This window comes from Streptomyces sp. NPDC085937 (assembly GCF_044540535.1).
GTDB lineage: Bacteria > Actinomycetota > Actinomycetes > Streptomycetales > Streptomycetaceae > Streptomyces.
On sequence record NZ_JBITSH010000002.1, the window covers coordinates 79,785 to 97,539 of the forward strand.

Genomic DNA, 17,755 nt, shown 5'->3' on the forward strand with positions numbered 1-17,755 from the left:
GACCGGTTCCGCGGGGTTCACACCGATGGCCCCGGGTGCGACGCTGTGATCATGAGCCGTATCGAAGCGCGACGCGATGAAGACACGGTGGCGGCCGGACCTCTCGTCGACCGGCTGCTCGGCGGGCTCCCCCCGGAGGCCGTCCTCACCGACCCGGACGTCACGGCCTCCTACGCCCACGACATGGCGAGCTTCTGCCCGGCCGGCAGCCCCGCGGTGGTGGTGCTGCCCCGCACGGTCGAACAGGTCCAGCACGTCATGCGCACCGCCACCGAGCTCCGGGTGCCGGTCGTCCCGCAGGGCGCCCGCACCGGCCTGTCCGGCGCCGCCAACGCCACCGACGGCTGCGTGGTGCTCTCCCTGACCAGGATGGACCGCATCCTGGAGATCGACCCCGTCGACCGGATCGCCGTCGTGGAGCCGGGCGTCGTCAACGCCACGCTCTCCCGAGCGGTCGGCGAACACGGCCTCGCCTACCCGCCGGACCCCTCCAGCTGGGAGATGTGCACCATCGGCGGCAACATCGGCACCGCCTCGGGCGGCCTGTGCTGCGTGAAGTACGGCGTGACCGCCGAGTACGTCCTCGGCCTGGACGTCGTCCTCGCCGACGGCCGGCTGCTGTCGACCGGCCGCCGCACCGTCAAGGGCGTCGCCGGCTACGACCTGACCCGGCTGTTCGTCGGTTCCGAGGGGTCCCTCGGCGTCGTCGTCCGCGCGGTCCTCGCCCTGCGGCCCAAGCCCCCCGAGCAGCTGGTGCTGGCCGCCGAGTTCGCCTCCGGCGCCGCCGCCAGTGACGCGGTGTGCCGCGTCATGGCCGCCGGACACGTCCCGTCCCTGCTCGAACTGATGGACCGCACCACCGTCAAGGCGGTCAACGACATGGCCCGCATGGGCCTGCCGGAGACCACCGAGGCGCTGCTGCTGGCCGCCTTCGACACCACCGACCCGGCCGCCGACCTCGCCGCCCTCGGCGCGCTGTGCGAGGAGGCCGGGGCCACCCAGGTCGTCCCCGCCGAGGACGCCGCCGAGTCCGAGATGCTGCTCCAGGCCCGCCGGATGTCCCTGGTCGCGCTGGAGGCCGTCAAGGGCACCACGATGATCGACGACGTGTGTGTGCCCCGCTCCCGGCTCGGCGAGCTGATCGAGGGCGTCGAGCGGATCTCCGAGAAGTACCGGCTGACCATCGGCGTCGTGGCCCACGCCGGTGACGGCAACACCCACCCGACGGTCTGCTTCGACGCCTCCGACCCGGACGAGTCGCGGCGGGCCAGGGAGTCCTTCGACGAGATCATGGCGCTCGGTCTCGAGCTCGGCGGCACCATCACCGGCGAGCACGGCGTCGGCGTGCTGAAGAAGGAGTGGCTGGCGCGGGAGGCGGGCCCGGTGAGCATGGAGATGCAGCGGGCCGTCAAACACGCCTTCGATCCGCTGAACATTCTGAACCCGGGCAAGCTCTTCTGAACGAGAAGGTGCCCGAAAGGGGTGGGGTCCAGTCGGTCGGGCCGTTCGGCCCCCGCCCGTCTGATAGATGTGGTTCCCCCCGACCCACCCCTCGAGCAGATACGGGACGACGGACATGAGCGCCCCAACCCCGGCCCCCGGCGACGACAGGCCCCGCGAAGGGTACTACCCGGACCCGTCCATTCCTGGATATGTCCGGTACTGGAACGGTGCCTCATGGGTACCGGGCACGAGCCGTCCGGCGCCCGGTGACGGCGAGTCGCTCTCCCCGCCGCCCGGCGCCGCCCCGGCCGCGCCGTCCGTGGAGGAGACCGGCCCGCACTTCTTCGACGAGGACCCGGACGACGGACCCGCCCCGGCGGGACCGTCCCCGGCCGACGCGCAGCACGGCAGCCGGCCCGAACCCGCCGCGGCCTGGGGCGCCGACCCCGCGCGCCAGAGGGGCTTCGGGGGCGACCCGGACCGCAAGGTCTCCTGGGGCGCCGACCCCCGGGTCCCGCACACCCCGGCGACCGGGGCCGCGGGCCCGGGCGGCCCCGGTGCCGCACCGGGCGGCCCGGCCGGCGCCGAGCCCGCCTCGGACGGTCCGCAGGCCGGCGGCGGGACCTTCGTGTTCCGCAGACCGACGGGCCCGGCGCAGCCGCCGATCACCTCGGGCGGCGCGGCGCCGGCCGCCGACGAGGGCACCATGACCTTCCGCGCGGTCACCCCCCGCGCCGGGGAGCAGGGCGCGGGCGCGGCTCCCGGGCGGCCCGGGTTCGCCGCCGGCAAGGCGGCGGCCGCGCGCGCCGCCGCGTCCCCGCCCGCCGCCCCGGCACCGTCCGGACCGCAGCAGGCCACCGCCCCGCCTGTACCCCCGCAGGCCGCCGCGCCCGCCGCGCCCGCCGCCCCGGCCGCGCCCGCCGCTGCCGCCCCGGCCGCCGCCGCGCCGCTCACGGCCGGTCCGGGGGGCGGCCAGTCCTCCTGGCCGCAGCAGGTGCACCGCCTCGCGGGCACCCAGGAGCCGGAGCCGGTCGCGCCGTGGAAGCCGCCGGTCGACGACGTCTTCCAGGCCGCCGCCCGCCGGCAGGCCGCGGCCCGCCCCGCCTCGCTGGGCCGGCGGCTGGCCGCCCGGCTGCTGGACACCGTCGTCCTGGGCGCCGTCACCGCCGTGGCCGCCGTGCCGCTGGGTCTGAAGGCCATGGACCACATCGACGCCAAGATCGAGGCGGCCAAGCTCTCCGGCGAGACCGTCACGGTCTGGCTGATCGACGGCACCACCGCGGTGCACCTCGGCATCGTCCTCGCCGTCCTGCTGCTCGCCGGGGTGCTGCTCGAGGTGCTGCCCACCGTCAAGTGGGGCCGCACGCTGGGCAAGCGGCTGACCGGACTGGAGGTGCGGGACATCGAGGGGCACGACGCGCCGGAGTTCGGCGCGGCCCTGCGGCGCTGGCTCGTCTACAGCGTGCCCGGACTGCTCGTGGTCGGGGTCGTCGGTGTGCTGTGGTGCCTGTTCGACAAGCCGTGGCGCCAGTGCTGGCACGACAAGGCCGCGCACACGTTCGTCGCCGCCGCCTGACGGCCCGTCGGGCTCCCGGCGCCCCGGTACTCCGGACGGCGGCTCGCCGGATGCGGGGCCGCGGGGTTCGGGGTCGACTCGGGGGCATGACCACCGAACCGCCCCACGGCTCCGGTCAGCAGCCGCCGGACGAGGACCCGTTCAGGAAGCAGCCGCCGCCGGACGAGGACCCGTTCAGGAAACAGCCCCCGCCGGGCGCTCCCGGTCCGGGCTCCGGCTCCCCGTACGACACCTCCGGCGGCACACCCCCGCCCGGGCAGGGCGGCGGCAGCCCGTACGGGGGCGAAGGCGGCCCGTACGAGGGTGCGGGCGGCCCTCAGGGCGGCGACCCCTACGGCGGCGGACCCGGCGGACCCGGCGGTCCCTACGGCGGAGGTGGCGGAGGCCCTTACGGGGGAGGTCCCCCCGGGGGCGGCCCCTACGGCGGCGGCCCCTACGGCGGCGCACCGGGCGGCGACCCGCTGGCCGGTATGCCCCCGCTCGCCGACAGCGCCCGGCGCACGCTCGCCCGCATCATCGACCTGATCCTCGTCGGCATCGTGGTCTGGCTGCTCACCTGGCCCGTCGGGGTCAGCGAGTACAACTTCGACGGCGAGCGGGTCAACGTCGGCAACGGCTTCGCCCAGTCGGTGATCGCCGCCGTCCTCTACATCGCCTACGACACCTTCATGGCCGTCCGCTTCGGCCGCACCCTCGGCAAGAAGTGGCTCGGCATGCGGGTCGCCAACCTCTCCGACGGCAACAACCCCTCCGTGCAGACCGCGCTGATCCGCGCCGCCGTGCTGTGGCTGCCGTTCGCCTTCTGCTGCGCCTGTGTGTGGACCGCGATCGCGGGCGGCTGGAGCTTCTTCGACCGGCCCTACAAGCAGGGGCTGCACGACAAGGCGGCCAGGACCGTGGTGGTCTCGACCCGGTGACGCGTGACCGGACGGCCCGGCACGGGACCGGGTTCACCGCCCGGCCCCGCGCGGACGGGACGTCAGGACGCGGCGCGCTCGTGGACCGGCTCGCGCACCTGCTCGCGGGCCGGCGAGGGCACCGTGGCCCGTACCGGCGCAGGCGTCGCGGGCGGTACCGCGGTGACGGGCCGCCGGGAGGCGGGGACCGGGACTCTCGTGGCCACCACCAGTCCCAGGGCGAGCGCCGCGACGGCGATCACCGCGACGGCCGCGGCGGAACTCGCCCCGGACAGCAGCAGCAGGGCGAAGGTCGACAGGATCACGGCGCACGTGCCGTAGGCGAACTGAGCGACAGTCGGACGGGGCATGGCCATCGTGTCCTCGGAAGTCGGGGGCTGTCGGCCTGGCTTTCCACCGGCGTGAACGGCGTGCCGCCAAGCGACTCTAACCGCGAGGGTGCCCGAGGGGAACGGACGGTAAGCGTGACCTGACCTACAGGGCCGGTGCACAGGGGGCGCACGGATTCATGCCACCCCGCACACGGCCGGACGGACGCGCCCGCCGGGGTTTCGCACGGAAGTGTCCGGAAAACGGACCCCGGCTCCGCATAACGCGTTTGATCTGTTCAAGTCAAGGTCTGTTTTTTCTGGCGAACCTTTAGTCAAATGACGTCACTTGACTACACGCGTTGATCACGTGCGCGCGGGACCTTCCCTGACGGAACCTCCTTCATCCGCGCGTACGAACGCGGGAGGGGATCTCAAGTGACCAGTAGACCCTGGACGTTCAGAGCGGCCGCGATAGGCGTGGCCCTCGCGGCGGCCACCGCCACCTGCTCTGCGTTCACCACGGCCCAGGCCGACACGGCCGACGCGGCCGACCGGCCGAGCGCCGTGGACCGCCAGGACCCGGCGTCGCACAACCACGTCGAGCACGACCTCGAGGGACCGCTCTCCAAGACGCAGGCGGCCCAGCGCGAGGAGGCCCTCAACCAGGTCCTGTCCGGCAAGACGTCGGTCAAGAACCGCGCGGGCTCGAAGGTCGTCGGCCTCAAGAGCAAGAAGGGCGACACCAAGTACGTCGAGCTGGGCCGGGAGAAGACCGACAAGATCTTCACCATCCTTGTCGAGTTCGGCGACCAGATAGACAGCCGCTACGGCGGCACCCCCGGCCCGCTGCACAACCAGATCGCCAAGCCGGACCGCAAGGTGGACAACTCCACCGCATGGCAGGCGGACTACAACCAGCAGCACTTCGAGGACATCTACTTCGGGTCCGGCAAGGGCGTCGACTCGGTCAAGACCTACTACGAGAAGCAGTCCTCGGGCCGCTACTCGGTCGACGGTGAGGTCTCCGACTGGGTCAAGGTCCCCTACAACGAGGCCCGTTACGGCTCCAACTACTGCGGCGACAGCACCTGCCCGAGCGTGTGGAACGTCGTCAGCGACGGTCTGAACGCCTGGGTCGCCCAGCAGAAGGCCGCCGGCCGCACCGACGCCCAGATCAAGGCCGACGTGGCCCGCTTCGACGAGTGGGACCGCTACGACTTCGACGGCGACGGCGACTTCAACGAGCCGGACGGCTACATCGACCACTTCCAGATCGTGCACGCCGGTGAGGACGAGTCCGCCGGCGGCGGCGTTCAGGGCGAGGACGCGATCTGGGCCCACCGCTGGTACGCCTTCGGCACCGACGCCGGCGCCACCGGCCCCGAGGAGAACAAGCTCGGCGGCACGCAGATCGGCTCCACCGGCATCTGGGTCGGCGACTACACCATCCAGCCGGAGAACGGCGGACTCGGCGTCTTCGCCCACGAGTACGGCCACGACCTCGGTCTGCCGGACCTCTACGACACCGCGGGCGGCGAGAACTCCACCGGCTTCTGGACCCTGATGTCCTCCGGTTCCTGGCTCGGCACCGGGAAGAAGGAGATCGGCGACCTGCCCGGCGACATGACCGCCTGGGACAAGCTGCAGCTCGGCTGGCTGAACTACGACGTGGCCAAGGCCGGGGTCAGCTCCTGGCACAAGCTCGGCGTCGCGGAGTACAACACCAAGCACAAGCAGGCCCTGGTCGTGACGCTGCCGAAGAAGGCCGTCACCACCGAGGTCGTCACGCCGTCCGAGGGCCGGACCCAGTGGTGGAGCGGCAGCGGTGACGACCTCAAGAACACCCTGAGCCGCACGGTCGACCTGACCGGCAAGTCCTCCGCCGAGCTCACCTTCGACGGCTGGTACGACATCGAGGCCAACTACGACTACCTCTACACCGAGGTGTCGACCGACGGCGGCGCCAACTGGACCGCCGTCGACGGCACGGTGGACGGCCAGGCGATCCCGCGCGACGGCAGCGACAAGCCCGCCCTGCACGGCACGATCGACGGCCACAAGAAGTTCGCGTACTCCCTGGACGCGTACGCCGGCCAGAAGATCGACCTGCGCTTCCGCTACCAGACCGACGGCGGCGTGGCCCAGAAGGGCTTCACGGCCGACGTGATCACGGTGACGGCGGACGGCGCCGCGGTGTTCTCGGACAACGCCGAGACCGCCGACGCCGCCTGGAAGGCCACCGGCTTCTCCCGCATCGGCGCGTCGTTCACCAACGACTACGAGCAGTACTACATCGCCGAAAACCGGCAGTACGTGTCGTACGACAAGACCCTCGAGGTCGGCCCGTACAACTTCGGCTACACGGCCCGTCCGGACTGGGTGGAGCACTACGCGTACCAGAACGGCCTGCTGATCTGGAAGTGGGACACCTCCCAGCTGGACAACAACACCAGCCAGCACCCGGGCAAGGGTCTGATCCTCCCGATCGACTCCCACCCGACCGCGCTGAAGTGGGCGGACGGCACCCTGATGCGCAACCGCATCCAGGCCTACGACTCCCCGTTCAGCACGTTCCGCACGGACGCGATCACGCTGCACAAGGCGGACGTCGCCAAGTACATCCCGGGCTCGAAGGGTGTGTCGGTCTTCAACGACCGCAAGAACACCTACTGGGACCCGGCGAACCCGACCGGCAGTGTCCAGGTCACTGACACCAACACCAAGATCAAGATCACCAAGGAGCCCAAGGACGGCTCCACGATCGAGCTCGAGGTGGGCCCTGCGGGCCGGTAAGTAGCGTTCTCGCAGGTCAGCACATGATCGGCGGTGACCCCCTGGCGGGTCACCGCCGATCCGTGTTTAGGTGCCTCCTGTGGCTCTCTTATTGACACCTGGTGACACGGGGGTATGACCGCATGGCCGCAGGAGGTTTCTGCAAGCTGCCGAACGGCACGGTGGTGGTGGCGCTGAACCTGCCCAGCCCCGCCGCCGACGCACCGGCCGGGGTGCGGGTGCTGGTCCACGCCCACAACCGGGCGCGCGCCCTGACCAGGCTGCGCAACCTGGGCCTGCGGGCGGTCTACCTGCGCGGCAACACCGCGCCGCCCACCCCCGACGAGATCACCGCGGTCCTGCACCATCCCGACGGCCTGATATGGCGCACGGCGCCGGCCGGGGGAGTGCTCCCGCTGGAGCTCTGGCACCCGATCCGGGCCCTGCTCAGACCCCCGGCCGCCCGCGCCTGACCGGCTCCGGCGGGCCCGGGAGGGCGGCGGACGTCAGCCGCGGGCCGGCGGAACCGCGCCGCCCGGGGTCACTGCACCACCGGCTTCCCCGACAGCTCCACACCCGCCTGCCGCAGCTCCTCCAGCGCACGCTCCGTCGTCCCGCGGGCCACACCCGCGGTGAGGTCGAGCAGCACCTGGGTGCGGAAGCCCTCACGCACCGCGTCCAGGGCGGTGGCCCGCACACAGTGGTCCGTGGCGATGCCCACCACGTCCACCTCGTCGATCTCCCGCTCCCGCAGCCACCGGGCCAGCGGGGTGCCGTTCTCGTCGGTCCCCTCGAAGCCGCTGTAGGCCGCCGCGTACGCCCCCTTGTCGAAGACGGCGTCGACCGCGCCGGAGGTGACCGCGGGCGCGAAGTTCGGGTGGAACCCGACGCCCTCCGTGCCGGCCACGCAGTGCGCGGGCCAGGAGTGGACGAAGTCGGGGTGGTCGGCGAAGTGCCCGCCGGGGTCGACGTGGTGGTCGCGGGTGGCGACCACGTGCCGGTACCCGGCCGGGGCGGCCTGGCCGATCAGCTCGGTGACGGCGGCGGCCACGTCGGCGCCGCCGGTGACGGCGAGGCTGCCCCCCTCGCAGAAGTCGTTCTGCACGTCTACGACGATCAGTGCGCGGCGCATGGTCGGTGTCCTTCGGCTCTGGGGTGGACGGACGGATTCGGGTGGGGCCCGGGCGGGCGGACACCGGGCCCCGGGGACGGCGGGCGGCGACGCGCGCGGTCGGCTTGCCTTTAGCTACCCGACGGCCCGTGCGCGTACTCCGTCGGAAGGACGGGTTCCCCGCGGGACAGCTGGGTCGCGGACAGCGGGAGTCCGGCGCGGGCGGCGGCGTGCCGGTCGCGGACCACGTCCAGCGGCTCGCGGGCGACCACCTCGCCACCGCGCACCAGCGGCACCAGCAGCTGCCGGTCCGCCAGCTCCGGCGGCACCTCGCCGGTGCCGATCACCTCGGCCTGGGCGACGCCGTCCGCGTCCAGGCGCCGGGCGGCCCACTTGCGGCCGCCCACGGAGGTCTTGCCGCCGGTGGACTTCTTCGCCACCGGCATCAGCGGCGCCCCCGGGTCGGCGGTCGCGGCGCGGGCGACCAGCTTGTAGACCATGGAGGCGGTCGGGTGCCCGGAGCCGGTCACCAGCTGGGTGCCCACACCGTAGGCGTCCACCGGCGCCGCGGCCAGCGAGGCGATGGCGTACTCGTCCAGGTCCGAGGTCACGACGATCCTGGTGTCGCGGGCGCCCAGCTCGTCGAGCTGCTGCCGCACCCGGTGCGCCACCAGCAGCAGGTCACCGGAGTCGATGCGCACCGCGCCCAGCTCCGGTCCCGCGACCTCGACGGCCGCGCGGACCGCCTCGGTCACGTCGTACGTGTCCACCAGCAGCGTCGTGCCCGCGCCGAGGGTGTCCACCTGGGCACGGAAGGCGTCCCGCTCGGTGTCGTGCAGCAGGGTGAAGGCGTGCGCGGAGGTGCCGACGGTGGGGATGTTGTAGCGGAAGCCGGCCGCCAGGTCGGAGGTGGAGGAGAAGCCACCGATGTAGGCGGCGCGGGAGGCGGCGACGGCGGCCAGCTCGTGGGTGCGCCGGGCGCCCATCTCGATCAGCGGCCGGCCGCCGGCGGCCGACGACATCCGGGAGGCCGCGGCGGCGATGGCCGAGTCGTGGTTGAGGATCGACAGGATCACCGTCTCCAGCAGCACGCACTCCGCGAAGCTGCCCTCGACCCGCATGATCGGCGAACCGGGGAAGTAGACCTCGCCCTCGGGGTAGCCCCAGATGTCGCCGGAGAAGCGGTAGCCGGCCAGCCAGTCCAGGGTCTCCTCGTCGACGATGGCCTTCTCGCGCAGGAAGCCCAGCACGGCCGGGTCGAAGCGGAAGTTCTCCACCGCGTCGAGCACCCGTCCGGTGCCGGCCACGACGCCGTAGCGGCGGCCGTGCGGCAGCCGCCGGGTGAAGACCTCGAACACGCTGTGCCGCGCGGCCGTCCCGGCCTTCAGCGCGGCCTGCAGCATCGTCAGTTCGTACTGGTCGGTGAAGAGCGCCGTCGACGGAACGGTCACCGGCAACGCAAGGTCCGCTGTGTCCATGGCGAGGATGGTACCCCCATTTCGTCACTCTGACGATTTAAGGTTCCGGGAGGGACGGCGAGCCCCGTCCGGACGGGGCGCGGACCACCCGGACGGCCTTGTGGGCGGGCCGGTTTGTGCGACCACCCCCCACCGGTGGCAGCATGGGCAGTGTGACGTCACCCGCACCCCTGGAGATCGAACGCACCGAGTCGGCGGAGGAGGTCTTCGCCGTACCCGAGCCCGACGTCCCGTGGGTCACGATCGTCCACAACGACCCGGTCAACCTCATGAGCTACGTGACGTACGTCTTCCAGTCGTACTTCGGCTACTCCAAGGACAAGGCCACCAAGCTCATGCTCGACGTCCACCACAAGGGCCGGGCGGTGGTCTCCAGCGGTACCCGTGAGGAGATGGAGCGCGACGTCCAGGCCATGCACGGCTACGGCCTGTGGGCCACCCTCCAGCACGACCGGAAGTGACGCCGGACATGACCGCACCGGACGTGACCCCACCTCGCCCGCAGGACCGGAAGTAGCGAATCGCCTCCATGCCAGGACACTTCGAACCGCTCCCCGGCGGCGGCGCGGCCGTCGCCCTCGACGACGTCGAGATCTCCATCATCCGCTCGCTGGCCGTGCAGCTGATGGAGATCATCGGCCCCGGCCCGGCCGAGGAGGCCGGCGGCGACCCGCTCGCGGAGCTCTTCGCCGAGGGGCCGAGCGAGCCCCCCTCCGACCCGGTGCTGCGCCGCCTCTTCCCGGACGCCTACGTCGATCCGGAGGGCGCCCCGCAGGCCCGGGAGGCCGAGGAGCAGCGGGAGCACTCCGCCGAGTTCCGCCGGTACACGGAGAACGACCTGCGGGCCGGCAAGCGGGACAACGCCCTCGCGGTGATCCGCTCCCTGGACGGGCTCGGTCCGGCCGGCGAGGGCGGCGCGGTGCTCAAGCTGTCCGCGGAGGAGTCCCGGCGCTGGCTCGGCGCGCTGAACGACCTGCGCCTGGCGATCGGGGCCCGGCTGGAGATCACCGACGAGGACGACAGCGACCTGCTGTTCCACCTCCCGGACGAGGACCAGCGCAAACCGATGGTGATGGCGTACCTCTGGCTGGGCGGTCTGCAGGAGACGCTGGTCTCGACGTTGCTGCCGTGACAGTGTCCCGGTCCGTCCCGAACGTCCCGTGACGCGTTCGCTCAGACGAACCTCAAGTCCGAATAACGATCCCGTCACCGCCCCTGCGGCTTTCCGCCGCAGGGGCGATTTCATGTGACCTGGGCCACTCGTGGCCCGGTAAGGGCGTGGTAAGAATTCGCAACCCGCTTGCGCCGCCGACGCGGTGGTGAGCGACGAAGCCGGTTCCCGCCGGTGTGCTGCCCTGCCCGACACGGACGCCGGCCCCACGCAGGGGCCGTCCCCCCCAACCTCCGTCACCGAACGGGACCCGGACCACGCCCCGCGTCGTCCCCCCGCTCCGCAGCTGCCAGGACGTCCCCGCCCTCACCGAGGAAGTTCGATGTCACTCGACTCCATCACCACGACCATCGACGACGCCGTCAGCGATTTCTTCGACCCGGTCGCCACCACGGTCGGCGACATCGTGTTCTACACGGTCCCCGTGGGAGGAACCGACCTCCCCCTGATCGTCGCCTGGCTGGTCGTCGCCGGCCTGGTGTTCACCAGCTGGTTCGGCCTGATCCAGGCCCGCAAGCTCAAACTCGCCTTCGACGTCGTGCGCGGCCGCTTCGACGAGAAGGGCTCACCCGGCGAGGTCAGCCACTTCCAGGCGCTGACCGCCGCCGTCTCCGGCACCGTCGGCCTCGGCAACATCGCCGGTGTGGCCGTCGCCGTCTCCATCGGCGGCCCCGGCGCCACCTTCTGGATGATCCTCTGCGGCCTGCTCGGCATGGCCACCAAGTTCGTCGAGGTCACCCTCGGTGTGAAGTACCGCGAGGAGCACCCCGACGGCACCGTCTCCGGCGGCCCCATGCACTACCTCCCCAAGGGCCTCGCCGAGCGGTTCGGCCGCGGCGGCGCCAAGCTCGGCAAGGTGCTCGCGGTCCTGGCCTCCGTGATGATCCTGTTCTTCGGTCTGTTCGGCGGCAACCTCTTCCAAACCAACCAGTCCTACGCGCAGATCTCCTCGACCTTCGGCGGCGAGGACGGCTTCCTGGCCTCCTCCGCCGGCGCCGTGCTCTTCGGCCTGGTGGTCGCCGCGCTCGTCGGCCTGGTGCTGCTCGGCGGCATCCGCTCCATCGCCTCGGTCACCAGCCGCCTGGTCCCGGCCATGGCGATCATGTACGTCGTGGCGTGTCTGATCGTCATCCTGACCAACGTCACCGCCGTGCCCGACGCCATCGGCAACATCTTCCAGGGTGCCTTCGAGGCGGAGGGTGTCGCGGGCGGTGTCATCGGCGCCCTGATCGTCGGCTTCCAGCGCGCCGCCTTCTCCAACGAGGCCGGTCTGGGCTCGGCCCCGATCGCGCACTCCGCGGTGAAGACCAAGCACCCCGCGAGCGAGGGCCTGGTCGCGCTGCTGGAGCCGTTCATCGACACGGTCGTGATCTGCACCATGACCGCGCTGACCATCGTCATCGCGGCCCCCGCCAGCTGGGACGCCGCCCGTGAGGGCAACGAGATCGGCGGCGTCACCATCACCTCCGACGCGTTCGCGACCGTGCTGCCCTGGTTCCCGAACCTGCTGACCGTCGCGGTGCTGCTGTTCGCCTTCTCCACGATCCTCACCTGGGGCTACTACGGCCTGAAGGCGTGGACGTACCTCTTCGGGCGCAGCAAGGTGAGCGAGACCGTCTTCAAGGCGGTGTGGAGCGTGTTCGTGGTCGCGGGCTCGCTGCTCTCGCTCGACTCGCTGATCAGCCTGGCGGACTCCGCGCTGTTCCTGCTGTCGGTGTTCAACATCATCGGCCTCTACCTGCTGGCCCCCGTGGTCAAGCGGGAGCTCGACACGTTCCTCACGTTCGTCCGCGACCGCCGGTCGGGCGCGGCGGCCGGCACCGGCTCCGCGGAGCCGGAGCCGGCCGAGGCGCCCTGACCCGACCCGGATCCTCGGGGACCCGACAGAACCGGAAGGGTCTCGTCCACATCGTCACTCTGTGTGGACGGGACCCTTCCGTTTTTCGTTCCACCTGCACGCTGTGTACAGCTGTTCGCTCAACGGGCTCTCAAATCCGCATAACGATCGCGTCAAACGACCGCCCGCCTTTCCGTTTTCAGGTCGCGTTTGTCCCCTTTTCTTTGTGTGGCCCGTCACATCATGGGCCGACGACCACGACGGTGACCGTGATAGACCTTCACGACCGCCCGGCGAACGCCACCCGAACGTTCGGCCGGGTGCGCCACCGAGCCGGTCACCGCCGGCCAGGCACGAGCGGGCGCCGCACGCCCGCTCAGCTCCATCAGTCCGGGGGGATCGAGACCCGATCCGCGGCCGACGTACCGGCCCGGGTCGGCATGGAGAAAGGCGCACGACACATGACCTCTGCGAAGGTCACCGAGGCCCCCGAAGAGGGGTACGAGCGCGGACTCGGCAGCCGCCAGGTCCAGATGATCGCCATCGGCGGCGCCATCGGCGTCGGCCTCTTCATGGGCGCCGGGGCGAACATCGCCAAGGCCGGGCCCAGCATCATCCTCATGTACGCCCTCGCCGGCGTGGTCATCTTCTTCATCATGCGGGCGCTGGGCGAACTGCTCCTCTACCGGCCCGTCTCCGGCTCCTTCGCCGAGTACGCCCGGGAGTTCCTCGGCCCGTTCTTCGGCTTCGTCACCGGCTGGACGTACTGGCTGATGTGGGTGGTCACCGGCATGGCCGAGCTGACGGCCGCCGCCATCTACATCCACTTCTGGTTCCCCGAGATCCCCCAGTGGGTCAGCGCCCTGGTGTTCCTCGTGGTGCTCTTCGGCGTGAACCTGATCTCCGTGAAGATCTTCGGCGAGGTCGAGTTCTGGTTCTCGATGGTGAAGGTGACGGCCATCATCGGCATGATCGTCATCGGACTCGGTGTGCTCACCCTCGGCTTCTCCGACGCCGGTGACACCGCCGCCGTCTCCAACCTCTGGTCCCACGACGGGTTCTTCCCCAACGGCATCGGCTCCAGCCTGATGACCCTTCAGGGCGTCATGTTCGCCTACCTCGCCGTCGAACTGGTCGGCGTCACCGCCGGCGAGTCCGAGAACCCCGAGAAGACCCTGCCCAAGGCCATCAACACCCTGCCCTGGCGCATCATCGTCTTCTACGTCGGCGCCCTGCTGGTGATCCTCTCCGTCGTCAAGTGGACGGAGTTCTCCGCGGGCGAGAGCCCCTTCGTGCACGCCTTCGGCAAGATCGGCATCCCGCTCGCCGCCGGCATCGTCAACTTCGTGGTGCTCACCGCGGCCCTGTCGTCCTGCAACTCCGGCATGTACTCCACCGGCCGGATGCTGCGCGGACTGGCCGCCAACAACGAGGCCCCCAAGGCGTTCGCCCGGCTCAACGCCCGCAAGACGCCCGCCGTCGGCATCACCGTCTCCGTGGCCCTCATGGGCATCGGCGTGATCCTCAACTACGTCGTCCCCGAGAAGGCGTTCACCTACGTCACCTCCGTGGCCACCGCGGCCGGCATCTGGACCTGGATGATGATCCTCGTCAGCCACATCCGCTACCGCCGCGCGGTCGACGCCGGACGGCTGCCCGCCTCGTCCTTCCCCGCGCCCGGCGGGGCGAAGTTCAGCTGGGTCGCCCTGACCTTCCTGATCGGCGTGACCGTCATGATCGCGGCGGACCAGGACGCCCGGGTCTGCCTGTACGTCGCGGCCGGCTGGGCCGTCGCCCTCGGCATCGGCTGGACCGTGCTCAAGAAGGGCAACCCGGCGATCGCGGACCGCGACGAGGACCGGTTCGAGAAGGTCGGCTGACCACCCCGAAGGACGCCGGCGCACGGGGAGCACTCGTGGCCTTCCCCGCCGCCATCCGCTCAAGGCGTCCGGCATCCGGGCCGTTCCGTACCACCCCTCGGTACGGAACGGCCCGTCTGCTTATCCTGAGCCTCATGCTGACCATCACCCAGGCCCTGTACGACCAGATCGTCGCCCACTCCCGTGAGGACCACCCCGACGAGGCGTGCGGCGTGGTGGCGGGCCCGGTGGGCTCCGGCCGCCCCGAGCGTTTCATCCCCATGCTGAACGCGGCCCGCTCGCCCACGTTCTACGAGTTCGACTCCCAGGACCTGCTGAAGCTGTACCGGGAGATGGACGACCGCGACGAGGAGCCGGTGGTCATCTACCACTCGCACACCGCGACCGAGGCCTATCCCTCCCGCACCGACATCTCCTACGCCAACGAGCCCGGCGCCCACTACGTGCTGGTCTCCACCGCCGACACCGACGGCGCCGGCGAGTTCCAGTTCCGCTCCTTCCGCATCCTGGACGGTGAGGTCACCGAGGAGGAGGTACGGGTCGTCGACGCGTACTGATCCCGCATCGCGGATGGTCGACGTCCGGGATGTGGGATCACACTCCGGATCCCGGACAGGGAATCGATACGATGAGTGCATGGTTCTCTTCGACGTGGGCGACAAGGCGCCGGGCGCACTGCTCGTGGCGCGGCTCCACGTCGACCTGTGCAGGCTGAACAGCGCCATCTGTTGACGTTCCGCCGCCGCCGTACGGCCGTGAGCCGCGGCGCCGCCGTGCGCCTTTGAAGAACCCACGACACCTTCCGACAGGAGCCCTCAGCCATGGCCATCGAGGTCCGCATCCCCACCATCCTCCGCCAGTACACCGACGGTCAGAAGGCCGTGGAGGGCAACGGGGACACCCTCGCCGAGCTCTTCGCCGACCTCGAGACCCGCCACACGGGCATCCAGGCCCGCATCGTCGACGGCGGCCAGCTGCGCCGCTTCGTCAACGTCTACCTCAACGACGAGGACGTCCGCTTCCTCGACGGCATCACCACCAAGCTGAGCGACGGCGACAACGTGACGATCCTGCCGGCCGTCGCCGGCGGTATGGCCTGATCCGCATGCGTTACGACTCCCCGCTGGCCGCGGTGGGCAACACCCCTCTGGTGCGCCTGCCGCGGCTGTCGCCGTCCGCCGACGTGAGCATCTGGGCCAAGCTGGAGGACCGCAACCCCACCGGTTCGATCAAGGACCGCCCCGCCCTGCACATGATCGAGCAGGCGGAGAAGGACGGCCGCCTCACCCCCGGCTGCACCATCCTGGAGCCCACCTCCGGCAACACCGGCATCTCGCTCGCCATGGCCGCCAAGCTCAAGGGCTACCGCATGGTCTGCGTGATGCCCGAGAACACCTCCCAGGAGCGGCGCGACCTGCTCGGCATGTGGGGCGCCGAGATCATCCCCTCCCCGGCCGCGGGCGGCTCCAACACCGCCGTGCGCGTCGCCAAGGAGCTCTCCGCCGAGCACCCGGACTGGGTGATGCTCTACCAGTACGGCAACCCGGGCAACGCGGGCGCGCACTACGCGACGACGGGACCGGAGATTTTCGCCGACCTCCCCTCCGTCACGCATTTCGTCGCCGGCCTCGGCACCACCGGCACGCTCATGGGCGTCGGCCGCTACCTGCGCGAGCACAAGCCCGACGTGAAGATCGTCGCCGCCGAGCCGCGCTACGACGACCTGGTCTACGGCCTGCGCAACCTCGACGAGGGCTTCGTGCCCGAGCTGTACGACGCGTCCGTGCTGACCACCCGCTTCTCCGTCGGCTCCGCCGACGCGGTCACCCGCACCCGCGAACTCCTCCAGCAGGAGGGCATCTTCGCCGGTGTCTCCACCGGCGCCGCCCTGCACGCCGCGATCGGCGTCGCGAAGAAGGCGCAGAAGGCCGGCGAGTCCGCCGACGTGGTTTTCGTCGTCGCCGACGGCGGCTGGAAGTACCTCTCGACGGGCGTCTACACGGCCACGACGACGGAAGAAGCCATCGAGACCCTCCAGGGCCAGCTCTGGGCGTAGCCCGCCGCGGATGACGCGCGGGCCGGGGGCCGGGGGAGACACCCCGGCCCCTCAGGTGTTTCCGGGGGTCGTCACTCCGGTTCGCCGTCGCGTCTCGGGCGGCGCGTCCTGCGCGGCCGGTGGCCCCTGCCCCAGCCGTCGACCAGGGCGGTGACCAGGGCGAGCAGGACCACCGCGGCGAGCGCGAGCCACCAGGCCGTGTTCATGCCCAGACCGTACCGGCGCGAGCGGGCGCCGCGCGCCCCCTCCCGCCCCCGCGCGCGCCCCTTCCAGCCGAACCGGTGACAGCGCAGGTGAGTTCGCCCACAACGGCGCCTGGTGGAGGAGCGACCGCAGGTTTTGCGCCTTACGCTCGACGAACCGCACGACCCCCGTCTCTCCATACCCGCCAGCGGAGGTTTCTGCTTCATGAAGCTCACCGTCGTCGGCTGCTCGGGGTCGTTCCCGTCCGCGGAATCGGCCTGCTCGAGCTACCTCGTCGAGGCCGACGGCTTCCGGCTGCTCCTCGACATGGGCAACGGCGCCCTGGGCGAGCTGCAGCGCCACTGCGGTCTCTACGACCTCGACGCGATCTTCCTCAGCCACCTGCACGCCGACCACTGCATCGACATGTGCGCCTACTTCGTGGCGCGCTACTACCGGCACGACGGCGGCCGCTGCGCCCCGCTGCCGGTCTACGGTCCCGAGGGCACCGAGCACCGGCTGACGACCGCCTACGCCGACACCCCCTCGGCCTCCTCCATGAGCGAGGTCTTCGACTTCCACACGGTCAAGCCGTCCACCTTCGAGATCGGACCGTTCCTCGTGCACACCGAGCGCGTCGCGCACCCGGTCGAGGCGTACGGCATCCGCATCGAGCACGGCGGGAGGACCCTCACCTACTCCGGCGACACGGGAGTCAGCCCCGCGCTCGACGACCTCGGCCGCGACGCCGACCTCTTCCTGTGCGAGGCCGCCTTCACGTACGGCAAGGAGAACATCCCCGACCTGCACCTCAACGGCCGCGAGGCGGGCGAGACGGCGGCCCGGGCACGCGCCCGCCGGCTGATCCTCACCCACATCGCCCCGTGGACCGACCCGCAGGTCAACCTCACCGACGCCCGCGCGGTGTACGACGGGCCGGTCGGCCTGGCGGCGCCGGGGGCGACGTACGAGATCTGAGGCCGCGACAGGGCGGAGTCCCCGCGCCGCACGGCGAAGGCC

At 71.3% G+C, this 17,755-nt stretch carries 18 protein-coding genes; 14 read left to right on the forward strand and 4 right to left on the reverse strand.

What is annotated here, in order from left to right; translation table 11 throughout:
- Positions 1 to 45: 45 nt before the first annotated feature.
- The 3 genes from ACIF8S_RS03855 to ACIF8S_RS03865 all read left to right on the forward strand — a co-directional run bounded on the left by ACIF8S_RS03855 (position 46) and on the right by ACIF8S_RS03865 (position 3,936).
- Positions 46 to 1,461, forward strand: a complete 1,416-nt coding sequence (locus ACIF8S_RS03855; RefSeq protein ID WP_399997138.1) for an FAD-binding oxidoreductase — start codon at positions 46 to 48, stop codon at positions 1,459 to 1,461.
- A gap of 115 nt (positions 1,462 to 1,576) precedes the next feature.
- Positions 1,577 to 3,019: an RDD family protein gene (locus tag ACIF8S_RS03860; protein ID WP_399997140.1), complete on the forward strand. Its 1,443-nt coding sequence runs from the start codon at positions 1,577 to 1,579 to the stop codon at positions 3,017 to 3,019.
- Positions 3,020 to 3,105: 86 nt separating this feature from the next.
- The gene (locus ACIF8S_RS03865; RefSeq protein WP_399997141.1) at positions 3,106 to 3,936 is read left to right on the forward strand and encodes an RDD family protein; all 831 of its coding nucleotides are present in this window, start codon (positions 3,106 to 3,108) and stop codon (positions 3,934 to 3,936) included.
- A gap of 62 nt (positions 3,937 to 3,998) precedes the next feature.
- Here the strand turns inward: ACIF8S_RS03865 and ACIF8S_RS03870 are convergent, their stop codons facing one another.
- On the reverse strand, positions 3,999 to 4,292 hold the full coding sequence (locus tag ACIF8S_RS03870; RefSeq protein ID WP_399997143.1) for a hypothetical protein: 294 nt from the start codon (positions 4,290 to 4,292) through the stop codon (positions 3,999 to 4,001).
- A 390-nt stretch (positions 4,293 to 4,682) separates the two neighbouring features.
- Here ACIF8S_RS03870 and ACIF8S_RS03875 point away from each other — a divergent pair, with 390 nt between their 5' ends.
- The gene (locus ACIF8S_RS03875) at positions 4,683 to 7,040 is read left to right on the forward strand and encodes an immune inhibitor A domain-containing protein (RefSeq protein ID WP_399997145.1); all 2,358 of its coding nucleotides are present in this window, start codon (positions 4,683 to 4,685) and stop codon (positions 7,038 to 7,040) included.
- A gap of 122 nt (positions 7,041 to 7,162) precedes the next feature.
- Positions 7,163 to 7,492, forward strand: coding sequence for a hypothetical protein (locus tag ACIF8S_RS03880; protein ID WP_145827551.1), 330 nt, complete (start codon positions 7,163 to 7,165; stop codon positions 7,490 to 7,492).
- A 68-nt stretch (positions 7,493 to 7,560) separates the two neighbouring features.
- Here the strand turns inward: ACIF8S_RS03880 and ACIF8S_RS03885 are convergent, their stop codons facing one another.
- Together ACIF8S_RS03885 and ACIF8S_RS03890 are read right to left on the reverse strand one after the other, a co-directional pair.
- A complete protein-coding gene (locus ACIF8S_RS03885; protein ID WP_024885382.1) occupies positions 7,561 to 8,151 on the reverse strand; it encodes a nicotinamidase in 591 nt (196 codons plus the stop codon).
- Positions 8,152 to 8,261: 110 nt separating this feature from the next.
- Positions 8,262 to 9,608: a nicotinate phosphoribosyltransferase gene (locus ACIF8S_RS03890; RefSeq protein WP_399997146.1), complete on the reverse strand. Its 1,347-nt coding sequence runs from the start codon at positions 9,606 to 9,608 to the stop codon at positions 8,262 to 8,264.
- Positions 9,609 to 9,751: 143 nt separating this feature from the next.
- Here ACIF8S_RS03890 and clpS point away from each other — a divergent pair, with 143 nt between their 5' ends.
- The 8 genes from clpS (at position 9,752) to ACIF8S_RS03930 (ending at position 16,552) form a co-directional block, all read left to right on the forward strand.
- Positions 9,752 to 10,069 (forward strand): ATP-dependent Clp protease adapter ClpS, encoded by a 318-nt coding sequence (clpS, locus tag ACIF8S_RS03895; protein ID WP_024885384.1) that lies wholly within the window; start codon positions 9,752 to 9,754, stop codon positions 10,067 to 10,069.
- A 68-nt stretch (positions 10,070 to 10,137) separates the two neighbouring features.
- Entirely contained in the window at positions 10,138 to 10,740 is a 603-nt protein-coding gene (locus tag ACIF8S_RS03900; RefSeq protein ID WP_349792474.1) for a DUF2017 domain-containing protein, read from the forward strand.
- A gap of 361 nt (positions 10,741 to 11,101) precedes the next feature.
- Positions 11,102 to 12,637 (forward strand): alanine/glycine:cation symporter family protein, encoded by a 1,536-nt coding sequence (locus ACIF8S_RS03905; protein ID WP_399997147.1) that lies wholly within the window; start codon positions 11,102 to 11,104, stop codon positions 12,635 to 12,637.
- A 440-nt stretch (positions 12,638 to 13,077) separates the two neighbouring features.
- Positions 13,078 to 14,496 (forward strand): amino acid permease, encoded by a 1,419-nt coding sequence (locus ACIF8S_RS03910; RefSeq protein WP_399997148.1) that lies wholly within the window; start codon positions 13,078 to 13,080, stop codon positions 14,494 to 14,496.
- A 134-nt stretch (positions 14,497 to 14,630) separates the two neighbouring features.
- A complete protein-coding gene (locus ACIF8S_RS03915; RefSeq protein ID WP_024885388.1) occupies positions 14,631 to 15,053 on the forward strand; it encodes a M67 family metallopeptidase in 423 nt (140 codons plus the stop codon).
- A 79-nt stretch (positions 15,054 to 15,132) separates the two neighbouring features.
- On the forward strand, positions 15,133 to 15,228 hold the full coding sequence (locus tag ACIF8S_RS03920; protein WP_315898746.1) for a putative leader peptide: 96 nt from the start codon (positions 15,133 to 15,135) through the stop codon (positions 15,226 to 15,228).
- Between the two features lie 89 nt (positions 15,229 to 15,317).
- Positions 15,318 to 15,596, forward strand: a complete 279-nt coding sequence (locus tag ACIF8S_RS03925) for a MoaD/ThiS family protein (protein ID WP_349792479.1) — start codon at positions 15,318 to 15,320, stop codon at positions 15,594 to 15,596.
- A gap of 5 nt (positions 15,597 to 15,601) precedes the next feature.
- Complete coding sequence (locus ACIF8S_RS03930) at positions 15,602 to 16,552, forward strand: PLP-dependent cysteine synthase family protein (protein WP_399997149.1); 951 nt, start codon at positions 15,602 to 15,604, stop codon at positions 16,550 to 16,552.
- 71 nt (positions 16,553 to 16,623) lie between these two features.
- On the opposite strand, the gene ACIF8S_RS03935 is transcribed toward ACIF8S_RS03930, so the two are convergent.
- Entirely contained in the window at positions 16,624 to 16,758 is a 135-nt protein-coding gene (locus tag ACIF8S_RS03935; RefSeq protein ID WP_399997809.1) for a hypothetical protein, read from the reverse strand.
- Between the two features lie 202 nt (positions 16,759 to 16,960).
- On the opposite strand from ACIF8S_RS03935, the gene ACIF8S_RS03940 reads away from it, so the two are divergent.
- Positions 16,961 to 17,713 (forward strand): MBL fold metallo-hydrolase, encoded by a 753-nt coding sequence (locus ACIF8S_RS03940; protein ID WP_399997150.1) that lies wholly within the window; start codon positions 16,961 to 16,963, stop codon positions 17,711 to 17,713.
- The last annotated feature ends 42 nt before the right edge of the window (positions 17,714 to 17,755 follow it).